This window comes from Methylobacterium sp. V23, from assembly GCF_002917135.1.
Taxonomy (GTDB): domain Bacteria; phylum Pseudomonadota; class Alphaproteobacteria; order Rhizobiales; family Beijerinckiaceae; genus Methylobacterium.
Genome location: NZ_PDHT01000001.1, coordinates 420,397 through 435,303 on the forward strand (window position 1 = coordinate 420,397; position 14,907 = coordinate 435,303).

General features: G+C 71.4%; 17 protein-coding genes. 5 read left to right on the forward strand and 12 right to left on the reverse strand.

Going from position 1 to position 14,907, the window contains the following annotated elements; all coding sequences use genetic code 11:
* Positions 1-2 precede the first annotated feature (2 nt).
* Positions 3-590: a nucleotidyltransferase family protein gene (locus CRT23_RS01930; protein WP_103708348.1), complete on the forward strand. Its 588-nt coding sequence runs from the start codon at positions 3-5 to the stop codon at positions 588-590.
* Positions 591-594: 4 nt separating this feature from the next.
* On the opposite strand, the gene CRT23_RS01935 is transcribed toward CRT23_RS01930, so the two are convergent.
* Positions 595-765 carry a DUF2256 domain-containing protein gene (locus CRT23_RS01935; RefSeq protein ID WP_181017229.1) on the reverse strand — a complete coding sequence of 57 codons (171 nt, stop codon included), beginning with the start codon at positions 763-765 and terminating at the stop codon, positions 595-597.
* Positions 766-815: 50 nt separating this feature from the next.
* The gene (locus tag CRT23_RS01940; RefSeq protein WP_103708349.1) at positions 816-1,682 is read right to left on the reverse strand and encodes a formyltransferase family protein; all 867 of its coding nucleotides are present in this window, start codon (positions 1,680-1,682) and stop codon (positions 816-818) included.
* A gap of 250 nt (positions 1,683-1,932) precedes the next feature.
* On the opposite strand from CRT23_RS01940, the gene CRT23_RS01945 reads away from it, so the two are divergent.
* A complete protein-coding gene (locus CRT23_RS01945) occupies positions 1,933-3,573 on the forward strand; it encodes a cryptochrome/photolyase family protein (protein ID WP_103708555.1) in 1,641 nt (546 codons plus the stop codon).
* Here CRT23_RS01945 and bcsS read toward each other — a convergent pair.
* On the reverse strand, positions 3,545-4,279 hold the full coding sequence (bcsS, locus tag CRT23_RS01950) for a cellulose biosynthesis protein BcsS (RefSeq protein ID WP_245435905.1): 735 nt from the start codon (positions 4,277-4,279) through the stop codon (positions 3,545-3,547). The two genes, CRT23_RS01945 and bcsS, sit on opposite strands and share 29 nt — an antisense overlap.
* 355 nt (positions 4,280-4,634) lie before the next feature.
* Here bcsS and CRT23_RS01955 point away from each other — a divergent pair, with 355 nt between their 5' ends.
* Positions 4,635-5,237 carry an exopolysaccharide biosynthesis protein gene (locus CRT23_RS01955; protein ID WP_280951941.1) on the forward strand — a complete coding sequence of 201 codons (603 nt, stop codon included), beginning with the start codon at positions 4,635-4,637 and terminating at the stop codon, positions 5,235-5,237.
* Positions 5,238-5,285: 48 nt separating this feature from the next.
* Here the strand turns inward: CRT23_RS01955 and CRT23_RS01960 are convergent, their stop codons facing one another.
* From CRT23_RS01960 to CRT23_RS29550, 3 genes are read right to left on the reverse strand one after another with little or no spacing between them, the layout of a single operon-like run.
* Positions 5,286-6,110, reverse strand: coding sequence for a metal ABC transporter permease (locus CRT23_RS01960; RefSeq protein WP_103708557.1), 825 nt, complete (start codon positions 6,108-6,110; stop codon positions 5,286-5,288).
* 38 nt (positions 6,111-6,148) lie between these two features.
* Positions 6,149-7,069, reverse strand: coding sequence for an ABC transporter ATP-binding protein (locus tag CRT23_RS01965; protein WP_103708351.1), 921 nt, complete (start codon positions 7,067-7,069; stop codon positions 6,149-6,151).
* Between the two features lie 9 nt (positions 7,070-7,078).
* Positions 7,079-7,210: a hypothetical protein gene (locus CRT23_RS29550; protein ID WP_280137522.1), complete on the reverse strand. Its 132-nt coding sequence runs from the start codon at positions 7,208-7,210 to the stop codon at positions 7,079-7,081.
* A gap of 98 nt (positions 7,211-7,308) precedes the next feature.
* On the opposite strand from CRT23_RS29550, the gene CRT23_RS01970 reads away from it, so the two are divergent.
* Positions 7,309-7,797: a Fur family transcriptional regulator gene (locus tag CRT23_RS01970; RefSeq protein WP_055947448.1), complete on the forward strand. Its 489-nt coding sequence runs from the start codon at positions 7,309-7,311 to the stop codon at positions 7,795-7,797.
* Between the two features lie 54 nt (positions 7,798-7,851).
* Here CRT23_RS01970 and CRT23_RS01975 read toward each other — a convergent pair whose 3' ends face one another.
* Positions 7,852-9,354: an exopolysaccharide biosynthesis polyprenyl glycosylphosphotransferase gene (locus CRT23_RS01975; protein WP_103708352.1), complete on the reverse strand. Its 1,503-nt coding sequence runs from the start codon at positions 9,352-9,354 to the stop codon at positions 7,852-7,854.
* Between the two features lie 521 nt (positions 9,355-9,875).
* Positions 9,876-10,211, reverse strand: a complete 336-nt coding sequence (locus CRT23_RS01980; RefSeq protein WP_055947455.1) for an antibiotic biosynthesis monooxygenase — start codon at positions 10,209-10,211, stop codon at positions 9,876-9,878.
* 480 nt (positions 10,212-10,691) lie between these two features.
* Here CRT23_RS01980 and CRT23_RS01985 point away from each other — a divergent pair, with 480 nt between their 5' ends.
* Positions 10,692-11,096, forward strand: coding sequence for a helix-turn-helix transcriptional regulator (locus tag CRT23_RS01985; protein WP_055947458.1), 405 nt, complete (start codon positions 10,692-10,694; stop codon positions 11,094-11,096).
* 15 nt (positions 11,097-11,111) lie between these two features.
* On the opposite strand, the gene CRT23_RS01990 is transcribed toward CRT23_RS01985, so the two are convergent.
* The 4 genes from CRT23_RS01990 to cbiE are packed head-to-tail and all read right to left on the reverse strand — an operon-like array spanning position 11,112 to position 14,879.
* Positions 11,112-12,422, reverse strand: coding sequence for a cobyrinate a,c-diamide synthase (locus tag CRT23_RS01990; protein WP_181017230.1), 1,311 nt, complete (start codon positions 12,420-12,422; stop codon positions 11,112-11,114).
* Positions 12,419-13,207, reverse strand: coding sequence for a precorrin-4 C(11)-methyltransferase (cobM, locus tag CRT23_RS01995; protein ID WP_103708354.1), 789 nt, complete (start codon positions 13,205-13,207; stop codon positions 12,419-12,421). The genes CRT23_RS01990 and cobM overlap by 4 nt, the downstream gene beginning before the upstream one ends.
* Entirely contained in the window at positions 13,204-13,644 is a 441-nt protein-coding gene (locus CRT23_RS02000) for a cobalamin biosynthesis protein (protein WP_103708558.1), read from the reverse strand. Before CRT23_RS02000 ends, cobM begins: the two co-directional genes overlap by 4 nt.
* Positions 13,641-14,879 (reverse strand): precorrin-6y C5,15-methyltransferase (decarboxylating) subunit CbiE, encoded by a 1,239-nt coding sequence (cbiE, locus tag CRT23_RS02005; RefSeq protein WP_103708559.1) that lies wholly within the window; start codon positions 14,877-14,879, stop codon positions 13,641-13,643. Before cbiE ends, CRT23_RS02000 begins: the two co-directional genes overlap by 4 nt.
* Between the last annotated feature and the right edge of the window lie 28 nt (positions 14,880-14,907).

Sequence of the window (14,907 nt, forward strand, 5' to 3'; positions counted from 1 at the left end):
CGATGCCTGAATTGGGACTCATCCTGCTGGCGGCCGGGCGCGGGACGCGCTTCGGCGCCGAGCCGAAGCTGCTGCAGCCGCTCGCCGGGCGGCCGCTCGTGCGCCACGCCGCGGAGGCCGCGCTCGCCTCCGGGCTCGGCCCGGTGGTGGCGGTGCTCGGCGCCCATGCCGACCGGGTCGGCGACGCCCTCGGCGGGCTCGCTCTCGCCCGGGTCGTGAACCCGGCCTATGCGGACGGCCTCGCCACCTCGCTCCAGGCCGGCCTCGCGGCCCTGCCGGCGGGGCTCGGCGGCGCGATCGTGCTCCTCGGCGACATGCCGCGCGTGACCGCCCGCCACCTCACCGACCTGGCCGACGCCTTCCGCCGGGCGGACCCGGCCCCATCGGCCGTCGTGCCGGTCCATGCCGGCCGGCGCGGCAACCCGGTCCTCCTGAACCTGGATCGCCTGGCCCCGGCCCTCGCCGGCCTCTCGGGCGACCAGGGCGCCGGGCGCCTGCTCGCCGGACGCGCCGACGTGCTCGAATGCCCGATGGATGTGGGCGTCGGCCTCGACGTCGATACGCCGGACGGTCTCGCGGCCCTCGGGTGAGGTCTCAGTCCTGCGCCGCCCGCGCCGGCGCGCGCTTGGCCTCGGCCCGGCAGCGGTCCGAGCAGTAGCGGACCTCGTCCCAGACCCGCTCCCACTTCTTGCGCCACGCGAACGGCTTGCCGCACTGGACGCAGATTTTGGTGGGCAGGTCGGCCTTCTTGCGCATCCGCGCCATGGGATCTGCTCGATCGCTCTCGTGGGGGTGTCGCTTCGAGGGAGGGCGGCCTACCGCCCCAGCTGTCCGGCCTCGCTGGCCGGGACCGGGCTCCAGCGGTTGAGCTGGATGTAGCCGTCGCGGGCGGCGATGACGACGTGGCGGCGGTAGCGCTGCACCACCGTCCCGGGCGCATGGCGATGCGCCTCGCGCCAGCCCTCGGCCGCCGCCACGTAGACCCGGGATTCGCCGACCCGGGCGATCGTCTCGATCGTGCCGAAGGCCCGGACCCGGCGCAGGATCGCCTCGATCTCGGAGCGGAAATCCAGGGTGCGGTCCGCATCCGTCACCCGCGGCCAGTACGAGCCGGTGCCCTGGGGGGCGGGCGTGCGCCAGAGGGCGGGCAGGTCCCGGGCGATGGGGCCGGCGGCGATGCGGCGCGCCGCCATCTGGCACTTGGCGAGCAGGGTCTCGTGCGATTCCAGGGCTGCGAGCGGGAAGCGCTCCTGGGCCAATATGTCGCCGGTGTCGAAGCCGTCCTCGGCGAGGACGTGGGCGGTGACGCCCCAGTCCGGCTGCCCGTCGCTGATTGCCTTGAACAGCGGGTAGGGCCCGCGGCCCAGGGGAAGCGGGGAGGGGTGGAAATTGAGCGCGTAGGCGGCTTGGCCCCGCCAGCCCCGGATCAGCCAGGGATAGCCGGCCACCACCAGGGCCCAGTCCCGGCCCTGCGTCTCTGCGAGCCCGGCGAGGTCCTCCGGCCGCATCCGCGAGATCTGGATCGGCACGCGGTGGCGGCGGGCCTGGGCCACCACCGCCTCGTTGTGGTCGTAGATCCCGTCGCAGGGCCGGGTGAACAGCTTGATCGGCGTCCAGCCCGCCCCGATCAGGGCCTCGAACACGCCGCCGAGGAAATCGATTCCGGCAAAGGCGAACTTCATGCGGCTCCCGACGGTCCTGCGACGTCACGGATCGGTCGATCCCGCGCAAGGACGGCTCCCCGTCCCCGGCACCCGCCATACCTAACCGATCGGGAGCGAATTGGGAGCGGGCATGACGGCGGAGCGGACATGAGGCGGGAGCGGCGATGAGGCGGGACTTCGTCACCGACGAGGCGAGGCTGCCCGTACCCGGCCGGTGCGCGCAGCGGGACGCCCGGCCGCGCCGTCGGCAGGCCGAGGGCTGATCCCCATCCGCACGCTCCGCTTCCTCCTCGGCGACCAGCTCACCCGCCGCATCGCCACCCTCACCGATCTCGATCCGGATCACGACGTGGTCCTGATGGTCGAGGTGCGCGCCGAGGCCACCTACGTGCGCCACCACAAGCAGAAGATCGCCTTCCTGTTCTCGGCGATGCGGCACTTCGCGGCGGAGCTGGAGGCGGAGGGCATCGCCGTCGACTATGTCCGCCTCGACGCGCCGGGCAACACCGGCAGCTTCACCGGCGAGCTGGAACGCGCGGTCGCGCGCCACGCCGTCGACCGCGTCGTCGTCACCGAGCCCGGCGAGTGGCGGGTCTGGGAGATGATGCAGGGCTGGCGCGCCGATCTTGGCCCGCCCGTGGAGATCCGCGACGACAACCGCTTCCTCTGCCCCCGCGCCGACTTCGCCGCCTGGGCCGGCGACCGGCGGAGCCTGCGCATGGAGACGTTCTACCGCGGCATGCGCCGCCGCACCGGCCTGCTGATGGAGGGAAGCGAGCCGACCGGCGGCCGCTGGAACTTCGACCCCGAGAATCGCAAGGGTCTGCCGAAGGGCCACGTCGTGCCCGAGCGCGTCGGCTTCCCGCCCGATGCTGTGACCGTGGAGGTCATCGCCCTGGTCGAGCACGCGTTCGCGGACCATTTCGGCGAGACCGACGCCTTCGCCTGGCCGGTCACCCGGGCCGAGGCCATCACCGCCTTCAAGCACTTCCTCGCCGTCGGCCTGCCGACCTTCGGCGACTATCAGGACGCGATGCGCGCGGACGCGCCTTTCCTGTACCACGCGCTGATCGCGCCGGCGCTGAATGCCGGGCTCCTCACGCCCGAAGAGGTCTGCCGGGCGGCGGAGCGGGCCTACCGCGCGGGCGCGGCGCCGCTCCACTGCGTCGAGGGCTTCATCCGCCAGATCCTCGGCTGGCGCGAATACGTGCGCGGCCTGTACTGGGCCCGGATGCCGGACTACGCGGCGTCGAACGCCCTCGCGGCCACCCGCGACCTGCCGTGGTTCTACTGGTCGGGCGAGACCGCGATGAACTGCCTGGCGCAGTGCATCGGCGCCACCCGCACCCATGCCTACGCCCACCACATCCAGCGCCTGATGGTGACGGGCAACTTCGCGCTCCTTGCCGGGATCGCGCCGGCCCAGGTCGAGGAATGGTACCTCGTCGTCTATGCCGATGCCTACGAGTGGGTCGAACTGCCCAACGTCCACGGCATGGTGCTCTGGGCCGATGGCGGCGTGATGGGCTCGAAGCCCTATGCGGCCTCGGGCGCCTATATCAACCGCATGTCGGATTACTGCCGGGGCTGCGCCTACGACGTGGCCAAGAAGTCCGGTCCCTCGGCCTGCCCGTTCAACTATCTCTACTGGAACTTCCTCATCCGGCACGCGGAACGCCTGGCGGACAATCCGCGCCTCGCCATGCCCTACCGCACCCTGGCGCGCATGGATCCGACGAAGCGGGCCGCGATCCTCGACGATGCGGCGCGCTTCCTCGACGGGCTCGACGCCGCGCCCTCGGCCGCCCCGGCCGACCAGGGCAGCCTCGCCCTGGCCGCGCCCCGGTCCGACCCCGCCCGCCGGCCGGCCCGGGATACGGCTACCACGGCGTCCAGACGGAAAGGGTGAGGTAGGGGCCGGGGTCCTGATCGCCGGCGATTTGCAGACCCGCGGAGAGGCGCACGTGGAAGCGTCCGAGGGCGAAATCCGTCGCGTGCAGACCGACCGTCCATTTCCGGTAGCCGGTCTCGTCCCCGTAGAAAGCGAATTCCGGTCCGAGATAGGCGTCCCAGTGCCGATAGCCCCAGGCGAGGCGGCCCCAGGCGCTCATGCGGGTGGTGCCGGTGACCAGCGTGGCGGTGAACAGGGTCGCGTCGGTGGGATGGGCCCAGACCTCGCCGTGGAGGCGCAGGCCGAAGCGGGGTGGCAGGGCCCGGGCGCAGCCGCAGCCCGACACCGCCTCCATCGACCCTTCCGGGCCCACGTAGGCGGCCACGACGCCCCAACCGGGAAACCACTGATAGCCGAGCACGACCGCACCGACCGCGGTGTCGCGCGTGAGGGCGCCCTCGCGGCGGCGCTGGCCGCCGAGGCTCCCCAGGGCCACGAAGCCTTCCCGGTCGACCCGGTCCAGCGCCAGCTTCGCCCCGGTGGTCACGAAGACGGCGGGGCTCGCCTCCAGGCTGCCGAACAGGAGGATCGAGGCTGGCGAGGATTCCGAGGCCTGTGATGATGCCAAGGTCTGCGAGGATGCCGAGACCGGCGTGCCGAGAAGGAAGGCGGCGCAGGCGGCCGGCCCGACGAACCGCCCGCGCTTCCACTTGCTGTCGGACAAGGCTGTGGCCGTCGCTCGCACAGGCGTCCCACGTTCGACTCCAATGACGGCCTGATTGTCATGGCGTCGAACAGAGAGAGCAATTGAAAATTTAAGTCCTCCAATATTGATCTAACAACAGTTGCATTTATCACAGTTCTTCGAAAACAAAACCCGATCAAAATACCTTAGAGAAAGCGATCTAAGTTTTCGCAACCTCAAATTGATTGGTGGCGCGTGGGCCCTCGTCTCCGGTACGGCGAACCGTGCGACGACCGCGTTTCGCTGCCCTCCCGGCGCGCGGAAGCGCCGCTTGGCCTTGGCGCCCATCTCGGCTACAGCCCGGCTCAGGACCGTCGCCAATGGCCGAGCTTTCTTGTCACCAGCTGCCAGAACTTCCGAGGTTCTCACCGTGCTCGCCGAGCAGGAAGGGGAACGGCTGACCGTCGGCGAGATCGTCGCCGTCCTGAAGGATCGCGCCTTCGCGCTCCTCATCGTGATCCTCGGCTTGCCCAATTGCCTGCCGATGCCGCCGCCGATCCCCCTGGTCTGCGGCCTGCTGCTGCTGCTGGTGGCCATCCAGATCACGGCCGGCATGGCCTCCCCCTGGCTGCCCCGCGCGCTGCTGAGCCGGTCCGTCGCCCGCAGCGACGTCGAGCGGGCCGCCAACCGGGCCGTGCCGCTGCTGCGCCGACTCGAGCACTGGTCGCGTCCACGCATGAGCCTGTTCGAGACCGCCCTCGGTATGCGCGGCGTCGGCCTCATCCTGCTCACCCTGTCGCTGGCCCTGATCGTGGCCGCGCCGATCGTGGGGCAGATCCCCCTCGGCCTCGCCATCTGCCTCGTCGGCCTCGGCCTCGTCGAGCGGGACGGCGTCGTGGTCCTGGGCGGACTCGCCATCGGGGCGGTGGGAGTCCTTCTCAATGCCGGCTTCGTCTACGCCATCATCTCCGGCCTCATGAGCCTGTTCAACCTCTGACGGCGTGCCGCGCTGCGGGCCGATGCGCCTCGAGCGACCCTTCGCCGGTCAGGCCTCGAGATGGCGCGCCCGTACCAGCCGGCGGACCAGGCCGCCCCGGCGCCCAATCAGCATCGACACCAGGTAGAAGCCGCCCGCCGCGAGCACGATCGCGGGCCCGGTCGGAAGATCGGCCTGGTAGGACACGCTGAGCCCGACCACGCTCGACAACATCGCGATCAGGATCGAGACTGGGATCATGCCCGACAGGTCCGCCGCCCAGAACCGTGCCGTGATGGCCGGCAGCAGCATCAGCCCCACCGCCAGCAGCGTGCCGAGGGCCTGGAAGCCGCCGACGAGGTTCATCACCACGAGGCCGAGGAAGGCGTAGTGCACCGGGCCGCCGGCCCGGCTGACCGTGCGCAGGAACAGCGGGTCGACGCATTCCATCACCAGGGGCCGGTAGATCGCCGCCAGCCCGAACAGCGTCACGGTGGCGATGCCGCCCAGGAGCCAGAGGGCCGGATCGTCGAGGGCGAGGACGCTGCCGAACAGGATGTGCAGCAGGTCGATCTGCGAGCCGCGCAGGGAGACCAGCAGGACGCCGCCAGCCAGCGAGATCAGGTAGAAGGCCGCGAGGCTCGCATCCTCCTTGATCACGGTGGAGCGGGTGACGAGCCCCGCCATCAGCGCCACCGCGAGGCCGGCCACGAGGCCGCCCAGGGTCATGGCCGGCAGGGACAGCCCCGCCACCAGGAAGCCCACCGCCGCCCCGGGAAGGATCGCGTGGCTCATGGCGTCGCTCATCAGGCTCATGCGCCGCAGCATCAGGAACACGCCGACGGGCGGGGCCGAGAGCGACAGGGCGAGGCAGCCCACCAGGGCCCGGCGCATGAAGCCGAATTCGAGGAAGGGACCGAACAGGAGGTCGATCACGCGGCATGCCCCCGGTCGCGCGCCACCCCGTGGCCGTGGTCGCGCGGATGCGCGGGGCGCCGGTCGGCGCCGTGGTCATGACCCTGACCGTGGTCATGACCCTGATCGTGATCATGGCTGTGGTCGTGATGATGGTCCTGGTCATGGCCATGCCCGTGGGACGGGCCCGGCGCTTCGTGCCGGCCGCAGACGGCGGCATCCTCGTCCCAGGCCTCCGACAGGCTCTGGGCACGGGCGAGGTTCTGGGGCGTGAGCACCCGCTCGGTCGGTCCCCAGGCCACGCCCTCCCGCGCGAGCAGGAGCGTGTGCGGGAAGTGGCTCCGCACCTGTCCGAGATCGTGAAGGGCGGCCACGATGGTGCGTCCCTGCCCGTGCCAGGCGCGGACCAGGGCCAGGAGGTCGGCCGTGGTGCGTCCGTCGACCCCCGTGAAGGGCTCGTCGAGGAGGAGAACGCGGGCCTCCTGCACGATCAGGCGCGCGAACAGGGCGCGCTGGAACTGGCCGCCCGACAGGGTGCCGATCAGGCGCGTCTCGAATCCGGCGAGGCCGACGGCGGCGAGGGCGTCCAGCAGCGTCGCCCGATGCCGACGCGCGCTCCGCCAGGGACCGAGGCGCCGCCACAGGCCCATGGCCACGAGATCCAGGACGCTGAGGGGAAAGCTGCGGTCGATCTCCGCCGCCTGCGGCAGGTAGGCGATGGCCTCATCCAGGCCCGGACGGGCGATCCGGCCCTCGAGGCAGGGGATTTCGCCGACGATGCCCTTCAGGAGGGTCGACTTGCCGGCCCCGTTCGGCCCGACCAACGCGAGGAGGGCCCCGGGTGGGATGACTCCGTCGAGGTGATGTACCGCCGGGTGGCGGTCGTAGCCCAGGGTCAGCCCGTGGAGCGTGATGGCGCCGGGCAGATCACAACTCATAATCAGGACTCATCGGGAAGCCCATAGGATGGCGGCCCAGAGCAAGAGGGTCAGGACCAGTGCCACCGCGAAGCGCAGGGACGCGCCGGCCTGGAACAGCGAGCGGCGGAGGGAGGCGGGGGGGCGCGGGTCTCGAGTCACGGAGGGATCATTTGCCCGAACGGGAGCGCCGGCTTATGTTGGCGGTGATACACTGTAACACTCGGGCAGTTCAACGGGCCGGGTTCACGGGGCAGATCATGCACGACCATGCGGCGACGCATGACCACGGCTGCGGCGGGGCGGAGGAAGCGATCGCCCGGGCGGAGCGCTTGTGTCGCGAGCGCGACCTGCAATTCACCCGCCTGCGTCGCGACGTGCTGGCGGCCGTGGCGGGGCAGACGCGGCCGATGGGCGCCTACGACATCGCCGAGGCCCTGAGCGAGCCGGGACGGCGAGTGGCCGCGGTCTCGGTCTACCGCGCCCTGGACTTCCTCACCGAGCACGGGCTGGTGCACCGGATCGCCAGCCGCAACGCCTTCGTGTCCTGCGGGCATTCCCACACCGACGGCGCCGGCCTCGTCTTCCTGATCTGCCGGAACTGCGGCACCATCGACGAGACTACCTCGCCGGAAGTGGAGGATCAGCTCGGCCGCACCCTGGCCAAGGCCGGCTTCAAGCCAACGAGCCGCATCCTCGAGGTCGAGGGCGAGTGCGGCGCCTGCCTCGGCCGGTCCAGCACGGACTGAGCGGACGCGTCCGCTGCCCCGGCCCGAGCCGCCCCCCGGCTCGGCCCGCGGTGCTCAGCACGCGTTCTTGTAGGCGCGCGGTGAGACTACGGTCATGAGCATGATCCGCAGGTCGAACCAGATCGACCAGTTGTCGATGTAGTGCAGGTCGTGCTGGACCCGCCGCTCCATGTCGAGATCGGTGAGGGTTTCGCCCCGGAGGCCGTTCACCTGCGCCCAGCCGGTGATGCCCGGCATCACGTTGTGACGTCGCGCGTAGAGGGCGATGCGGTTCTCGAAGCTGCGATCATGCGCCAGGGCATGGGGGCGCGGCCCCACCAGGGACATCTCGCCGAGCACCACGTTGATGAGCTGAGGCAACTCGTCGATGTTCGAGCGCCGCAGCACGCGGCCGATCGGCGTGATGCGGCTGTCGTTGCGGGTCGCCTGCCTGAAGACCGCTTCCTGCTCGGCCTTCATGCTGCGGAACTTGAAGACGCCGAAGGGCTGCTGGTTGAAGCCGTAGCGCCTCTGCCGGAAGAACACCGGACCCGGGCTGTCGAGCTTGATCAGCGCCGCCACCACGAGGAAGAGCGGGCTCAGCAGCACCAGGGCGACCAGGGCCAGGGTGAGGTCCAGGCTGCGCTTCAGGAACAACTCGCCGGCCTGCAGCGGGCGACGCCCGATATTGATGCCCGACAGGCGGCCGACCCGGGCGAGGGTGAGGTCCGGGAAGCGGTCCATCACCGCGCCGGGACGCAGGTGGAGCGCCGCCGGCACCCTCAGGAAGGCGTCGATGCAGCGCTCGATGTCCGAGGCGTCCGACCAGGGCAGGAGGATGAAGACGTCGTCCGGGCGCAGGAAGCGCACCACCGAGACCGCGAGATCGAGATCCTCCGACATCTGGGCCTGCCGCGCGGCCGCGTCGCCGGTCGGGTCGAGCCGGCGCAGATAGCTCGTGCCGATCACCCGCAGGCCGAGGGCCTCGGGGTCGTTATGGGCATCGAACCGCGCGATATCCTCCTCGTAGCCGACGAGATGGATCCGGTTGGTGTTGCCCGATGTCGGTGTCGCCGCGCTGCGGACGAGGCGCAGCATCGTCGCGCGGGCCAGCAGCATCGCCGGGAGTCCGCCGGCGAACATCCCCAGGGACACGAGGCGCGAATACTCATGGGTGGTCTTCGTCGCGAAGCCGATCAGCAGCACGATGGCCCAGGCTCCGATCCAGACCGTCGTCGCCCGCCGCAGGTGCGGCCTGCGGGAGAGCAGCGTCTCGATGTTGTAGTCCTCGCGGACGAGGTTCGTCAGCAGCACGAACAGGGCGACCAGGGCGGCAAGCTCGAAGCTGCCACTGTGGCCCGCGAACGGCTCGCTGCCCGCGAAGGTCGTCCGGTAGGCGAGATCGATGCCCACGGCGACGCTGAAGATGACGAGGATGTCGGCGATGGCGGTCGCGGCCGAGAGCCCGACCCGAAAGGCGGTGCGGCTGCGTCGTGGGAGAAGCGCTGCCCAGACGCCGTGACGCGCACGAAACACCGGAAGCTTCTCGAGAGCGGCTGGGATTCGGTCATGAAACATCTGGAGCGCTCTGTCCCGTCCTGATGCAAAGACTGTCCGACACTGAACCAAATCACGAATCGGGCATGGATGCCGAGAGTATCGGTGCAAGACGCGGGCCTGAAGACACCGGGCTGAAGACATCGGGCTGAAGAGGGGGGCCTGACGTCCGTTGCTCGGTTCCGACGCCGCGGCACGGGTCCGCAACCGCGACGGGGCCGCGCCGTCGACGACGTGTTTCGAAAGGGAGCGCGTCTTGCTGGCCCTTGAGATGCCGTCCCGCGATCGTTCCGATCCGTTCGGTCGCGCACACCGCCCCACAACGTCGGTTCGGCCGATAGGGTTGCGTCCGGAGTTCCGTTCAGCCGGGAGCGATCGAACGCACGGGGTCGCTCGTCTCGATCCCGGCTCCGGACTGGCCCCGACGGAACGATGGTTGCTGCGACGGCCGACGGCATCGCGCACGGCGCGGCGTTCCAGCCGCGCCTCGGCAGGGTCTGTGACGTCTCGGCCCGGGCCACATCACACCGGGTCGGCGCGAATCAAGCGGCGGCGTTCGAATCGGGCCGTGCGACGGTCTGGATCGTCTCGAAACCCTCGAATTGCGGATGGCCCAGGTAGAGGGGCTTGGTCGACGGCACGCGGCCATGCGCTTTCCGGAACTGCTCCGACCGGGTCCAGGCCTCGAAATCCGCCTTCGACGACCAGATGGTGTGGGAGGCATACAGGACATGGTCCTCGGCTTCAGGACCGCGCAGGAGATGGAACTCGACGAAGCCCGGCATCTCTCCGAGATGACTGTCGCGGCCGAGCCAAACCTGTTCGAAGTCTTCCGTCGCGTCCTTGACGACTTTGAAGCGATTCATTGCGATATACATGATCCACCTGGGTTTTTCGGCGTCTCGGACGATCCCGTGCGACACCTTAAACCTGGGGCGTCAGGACACGAAAGCCATCCGGTGCGGCGGATGCGCCGCGCCCCGCCTTGCATGCAGCGCCCGAGGAAAGCCGGGCTGCCTCGCGGTTCGTCAGGCATTCGGACCCGTCGGCGCGTTCGCAGTGCAGCGAAACTCGTGAGGGACGGTTACAACGTCACGCTTGCAATCCGTGCCAGCTTTGTGGTCAAGCTGTCAGAACGGTCGCCTCCGATGCTCATGCGGAGTAAACATCTAGTGGCGTTTGACTGCAGACAAGGATAGTCTCTATCGCCACGTTCAATCCTTGATCGACTGCCTTGGTTTCCTGGCGAATGAACTTAAGGAATCCTGCACGCCTTCGTACGAAAGCGCTCCAACCTCATCGTCCCCGGGTCTGGTCCGGGCGGGGGCCGAAAATTTCTATAGGGACTGAATCGAGAGATGATGCCTAAGCAGACTACCGACGTCGATCGCCTCGTCGGATTGAGGATCACCGCTTTGCGCAAGGCGCGCGGCCTGAGCCAGACCGCGCTCGGAACCGCCGTGGGCGTGACCTTCCAGCAGGTTCAGAAGTACGAGAAGGGGCAGAACCGCGTCGGGGCCGGGCGCCTGCGCGAGATCGCCCGTCTCCTCGAGGTCCCGGTCTCGGCCTTCTTCGAGGAAGACGAGGTCGGCGGGACCCAGTCCGACGTCTTCGGCTTCCTCAGCGCGCAGGGCGCCATCGAGCTGCTGCGGGCCTACGCGCTGATCGAGGACGACCAGCTGCGCCGCGACGTGCTCGCCATCGTGCGCACGGCCGCCAAGATGGGCAAGCAGGCACCCGCCGAGCCCGCCGCCGCCAGCTAGGGGCTCGCCGGGCCCCTAACCGATCCAGTGAAAGAAGCTGCCGGTCACCGGGCCGCGCCGGTGTCCGGCGAGGCCGAGGGGCACCCCTTCCGCATCGGTCACCGCCGCGAGCCCCGTCTCGGGCGTCGGCGGCGCACTCGTCTCGCTGGCATAGTGGAACTCGTGCCCGACGAGCCGTGCCCCCGTGCCCCCGAGGGGGCCCTCGGCCAGCAACGTCGCGACGCGGTAGCCCAGGTGCAGGCGGCGGGTCCTGTAGGAGGTCGCCACCGGCAACAGGCCGGCCATGGCATGGGTGACGCCCTCCGCATCCTCCAGGCTCTCGCCCAGGACCATGTAGCCGCCGCACTCCCCGTGCACCGGCTTCGCCCGCGCAAAATCCCGTAATCCGTCGAGGAAGCGCCGCGCCTGCGACAGGGCGCCGGCATGGAGCTCGGGGTAGCCGCCGGGCAGCCAGCCGGCATCGCAATCGGCCGGGGGCGGCTCGTCGGCCAGGGGCGAGAACGGCACGAGTTCGGCCCCCGCCGCCCGCCAGCCCGCCGCCATGTGCGGGTACAGGAACGAGAAGGCCGCATCCGACGCGATGGCGATGCGCTGGCCCGGCGGCCGGGGCAGGATGCCGGCGCCCGGGGCGGGCGCCGCACCCGCCGCGACGGCCAGGATCGCGTCAAGGTCGAGGCCGGCCTCGGCGAGGTCGGCGAGCCGGTCGAGGCGGGCCTCGAGGTCGTTGGTCTCGCGCGCCTGGACGAGGCCGAGATGGCGCTCCGGCAGGACGAGGGTCGCATCCCGCATCAGCGCCCCGAGCACCGGCATGCCGATGCGGCTCAGGCCCGTCTCCACGAGGCGGCGGTGGCGGGCACTCGCGACCTTGTTGAGGATCACCCCGGCGATGCGGATGCGCGGATCGTAGGCCCGACACCCGAGGGCGAGGGCGGCGGCCGATTGTGCGGCGCCGGAAACGTCGAGGACGAGGATCACCGGCCAGCCGTAGCGCGCGGCGATGTCGGCATTGGCGCCCGTGCGCCCCTCCGGCGCCACGATGCCGTCGAACAGCCCCATCGAGCCCTCCGCGACCACGAGGTCGGCGCCCGTGGCCGAGAGGGCCGCCACGGCGTCGAGCATCGGCTCCGGCATGGCGAAACTGTCGAGGTTGAAGCTCGGATGGCCGGTGGCCGCCTGATGGAAGGCCGGGTCGATGTAGTCCGGCCCGCACTTGGCGCCGCGCACGGCCAGGCCCCGCCGGGCGAGCGCCCGCATCAGCGCCAGGGTCACGGTGGTCTTGCCCGAGCTGGAACGCGGCGCGGCGACGAGGAGACCGGGCACGCTCATGATCGGTCTCCGTTCGCCCGCACGGTCTCGCCCGTCGGCCGGAAGCGCCGGTCGTAATCGGTGGAGTAGAGGGCGCTCTCCCGGAACTCGGCGGGATCGAGGGCGGGGCCGACCAGGATCAGCGCCGTGCGCTCCAGGCCGGCCTCAGCCACCTGGCCCGCGATCGTCGCCAGGGTTCCGGTGAGCATCCGCTCGTCGGGCCAGGTGGCGCGGAACACCACCGCGACGGGGCAGTCCGCGCCGTAGAACGGCGTCAGCTCCGTGACCACCGCGTCGATGACGTGGATCGACAGGTGGAGGGCGAGGGTGGCGCCGGTGCCCGCGAAGGCCGCCAGGGTCTCGCGCTCCGGCATGGCGCTGGCGCGCCCGGAGGTCCGGGTCAGGACCACGGACTGGGCGAGGCCCGGCACGGTGAGTTCGCGCTGCAGGAGCGCGGCGGCGGCGGCGAAGGACGGCACGCCCGGCGTCACCGTGAAGGGGATGCCCGCCTGCGTGAGGCGGCGGGTCTGCTCGGCCAGCGCGCTCCAGATCGAGAGGTCGCCCGAGTGCAGGCGCGCCACGTCCTGGCCCGCCGCGTGGGCGGCCGCGCATTCGGCCACGATGGCGTCGAGGTCGAGGGGCGCCGTGTCGACGATGCGGGCGCCCGGCGGGCACCAGCCCAGGATCTCGGGCGCGACGAGGGACCCGGCATGCAGGCAGACGGGGCAGCGCGCGATGAGGTCGCGGCCGCGGACGGTGATGAGGTCGGCGGCGCCCGGACCGGCGCCGATGAAGTGGACTGTCATGGATCCTGCGTGACGGATTGTGCGCGAAGCGCAAGGGCGCAGGTCGCCCCGGCGCTGGCGATTCGCCGCAGCAGCAGCGTCGCACCCGGGCCGGCGGCGGCCAGGGCCGCGGCCTCCGCCACCGAGCCGATCCGGCGTGAGGCCTCGATCCGGTGCGAGCGGGTCGGCACGTCGGCGTCTACGGCGATCAGCGCCTCGGGCGGGACGGCGTCCAGGGGACATCCGAGCGTCTCGGCGGCGGCGCGGATCGCCGGCTCGCCGGCGCGGTCGCCGGCGGTGGCGAGGCGGGCGAGGCGCGCGGGCGGCAGGCCGGCCGCGTCGCAGGCCTGCGCGACCAGGGCGAGGATCTCGGCCGGCGGTGTCGCGTGGCGAAACCCGATTCCGGCGACGATGTCGGCGCCGCCGGGCCCGGCCGGAACCGGCCCATCCGGCCTCATGCCTTCACCCAGGCCCATTGCGTCACCGGCATCGCCCCGCGCCAGCCGTGCAGGTGCCCGACCGGATCCGCATGGGCGACCGTCAGGCGCTTGAGGCTCCCGCCCCGCTGCGCGAAGGCGGCGAGCAGCACGGCCTCGCCCTCCAGGGTCACCACGTTGGCGACGAGGCGCCCGCCCGGGGACAGGGCCGCGACGGCCGCGTCGAGGAGGCCCGGCGCGGTGACGCCGCCGCCGATGAAGACGGTATCGGGGGCTGGCAGGCCGGCCAGCGTCGCGGGGGCCGGGCCCTCCACCACGCGCAGGTCCGGTACGCCGAGGCGGGCCGCGTTGCGGGCGATGCGGGCGGCCCGGGCCGCGTTGCCCTCGACGGCGATGGCCCGGAGGCTCGGGTGGCGCAGCATCCACTCGATGGAGATCGAGCCGGCCCCGGCGCCGATGTCCCACAGGGTCTGGCCGGCGCGGGGGCGCAGGGCCGCCAGCGTCACCGCCCGGATGTCGGCCTTGGTCAGTTGGCCGTCATGGTCGAACCAGGCATCGTCGAGGCCGGGGCTCAAGCTGACGACCTGCGCCGCGGCCGCCCCGACGACCGCGATGCCGAGGGTGTTGAGCGGGTCGATCCCGGCGAGGTCGAAGCCCTCGGCCGTCGCGCTGCGCCGGCGCTCGCGCGGGCCCCCCATGGCTTCCAGCACGGTGAGGCGGGACGCGCCGAGGCCGCGCTCGACCAGGAGCGCGGCGACCGCGGCCGGCGTGGTCTCGTCCCAGGTCAGGACCAGGAGGCGGGCGCCGGGCTGCAGATGCGGGATCAGGCGGGGCAGCGCCCGGCCGTGCAGGGTGAGGCAGCCTGTCTCCGCCAGGGGCCATCCGAGACGGGCGCAGGCGAGGCTGAAGGCGGAGGGCTGGGCGAAGACCCGCATCTCCGCGGCCGGGACGAGGCGGGCGATCTCGGCGCCGATGCCGTAGTGGAAGGGATCGCCGGTCGCCAGGATGCAGGTGGGGGTCCCGCGCCGGGCGAGGAGGCCCGGATAGGCGTCAGCGATCGGGCTCGGCCAGATCCGCGTCTCGGCCGCCAGCGGCCCGGCCAGCGCCAGGTGCCGGCGTCCGCCATAGACGAGGCGCGCGCCGTCCAGGGCGGCGGCGGCGGCGGGGCTCAGGCCGGCGCGTCCGTCCTCGCCGATGCCCACGATGGTGAGCCAGGGGGCGGGGGCCGCCGCGGTGGACACGGTGTCACCGGTCATGGAGAACGGCCCCGAGGGTGGGGGGAGC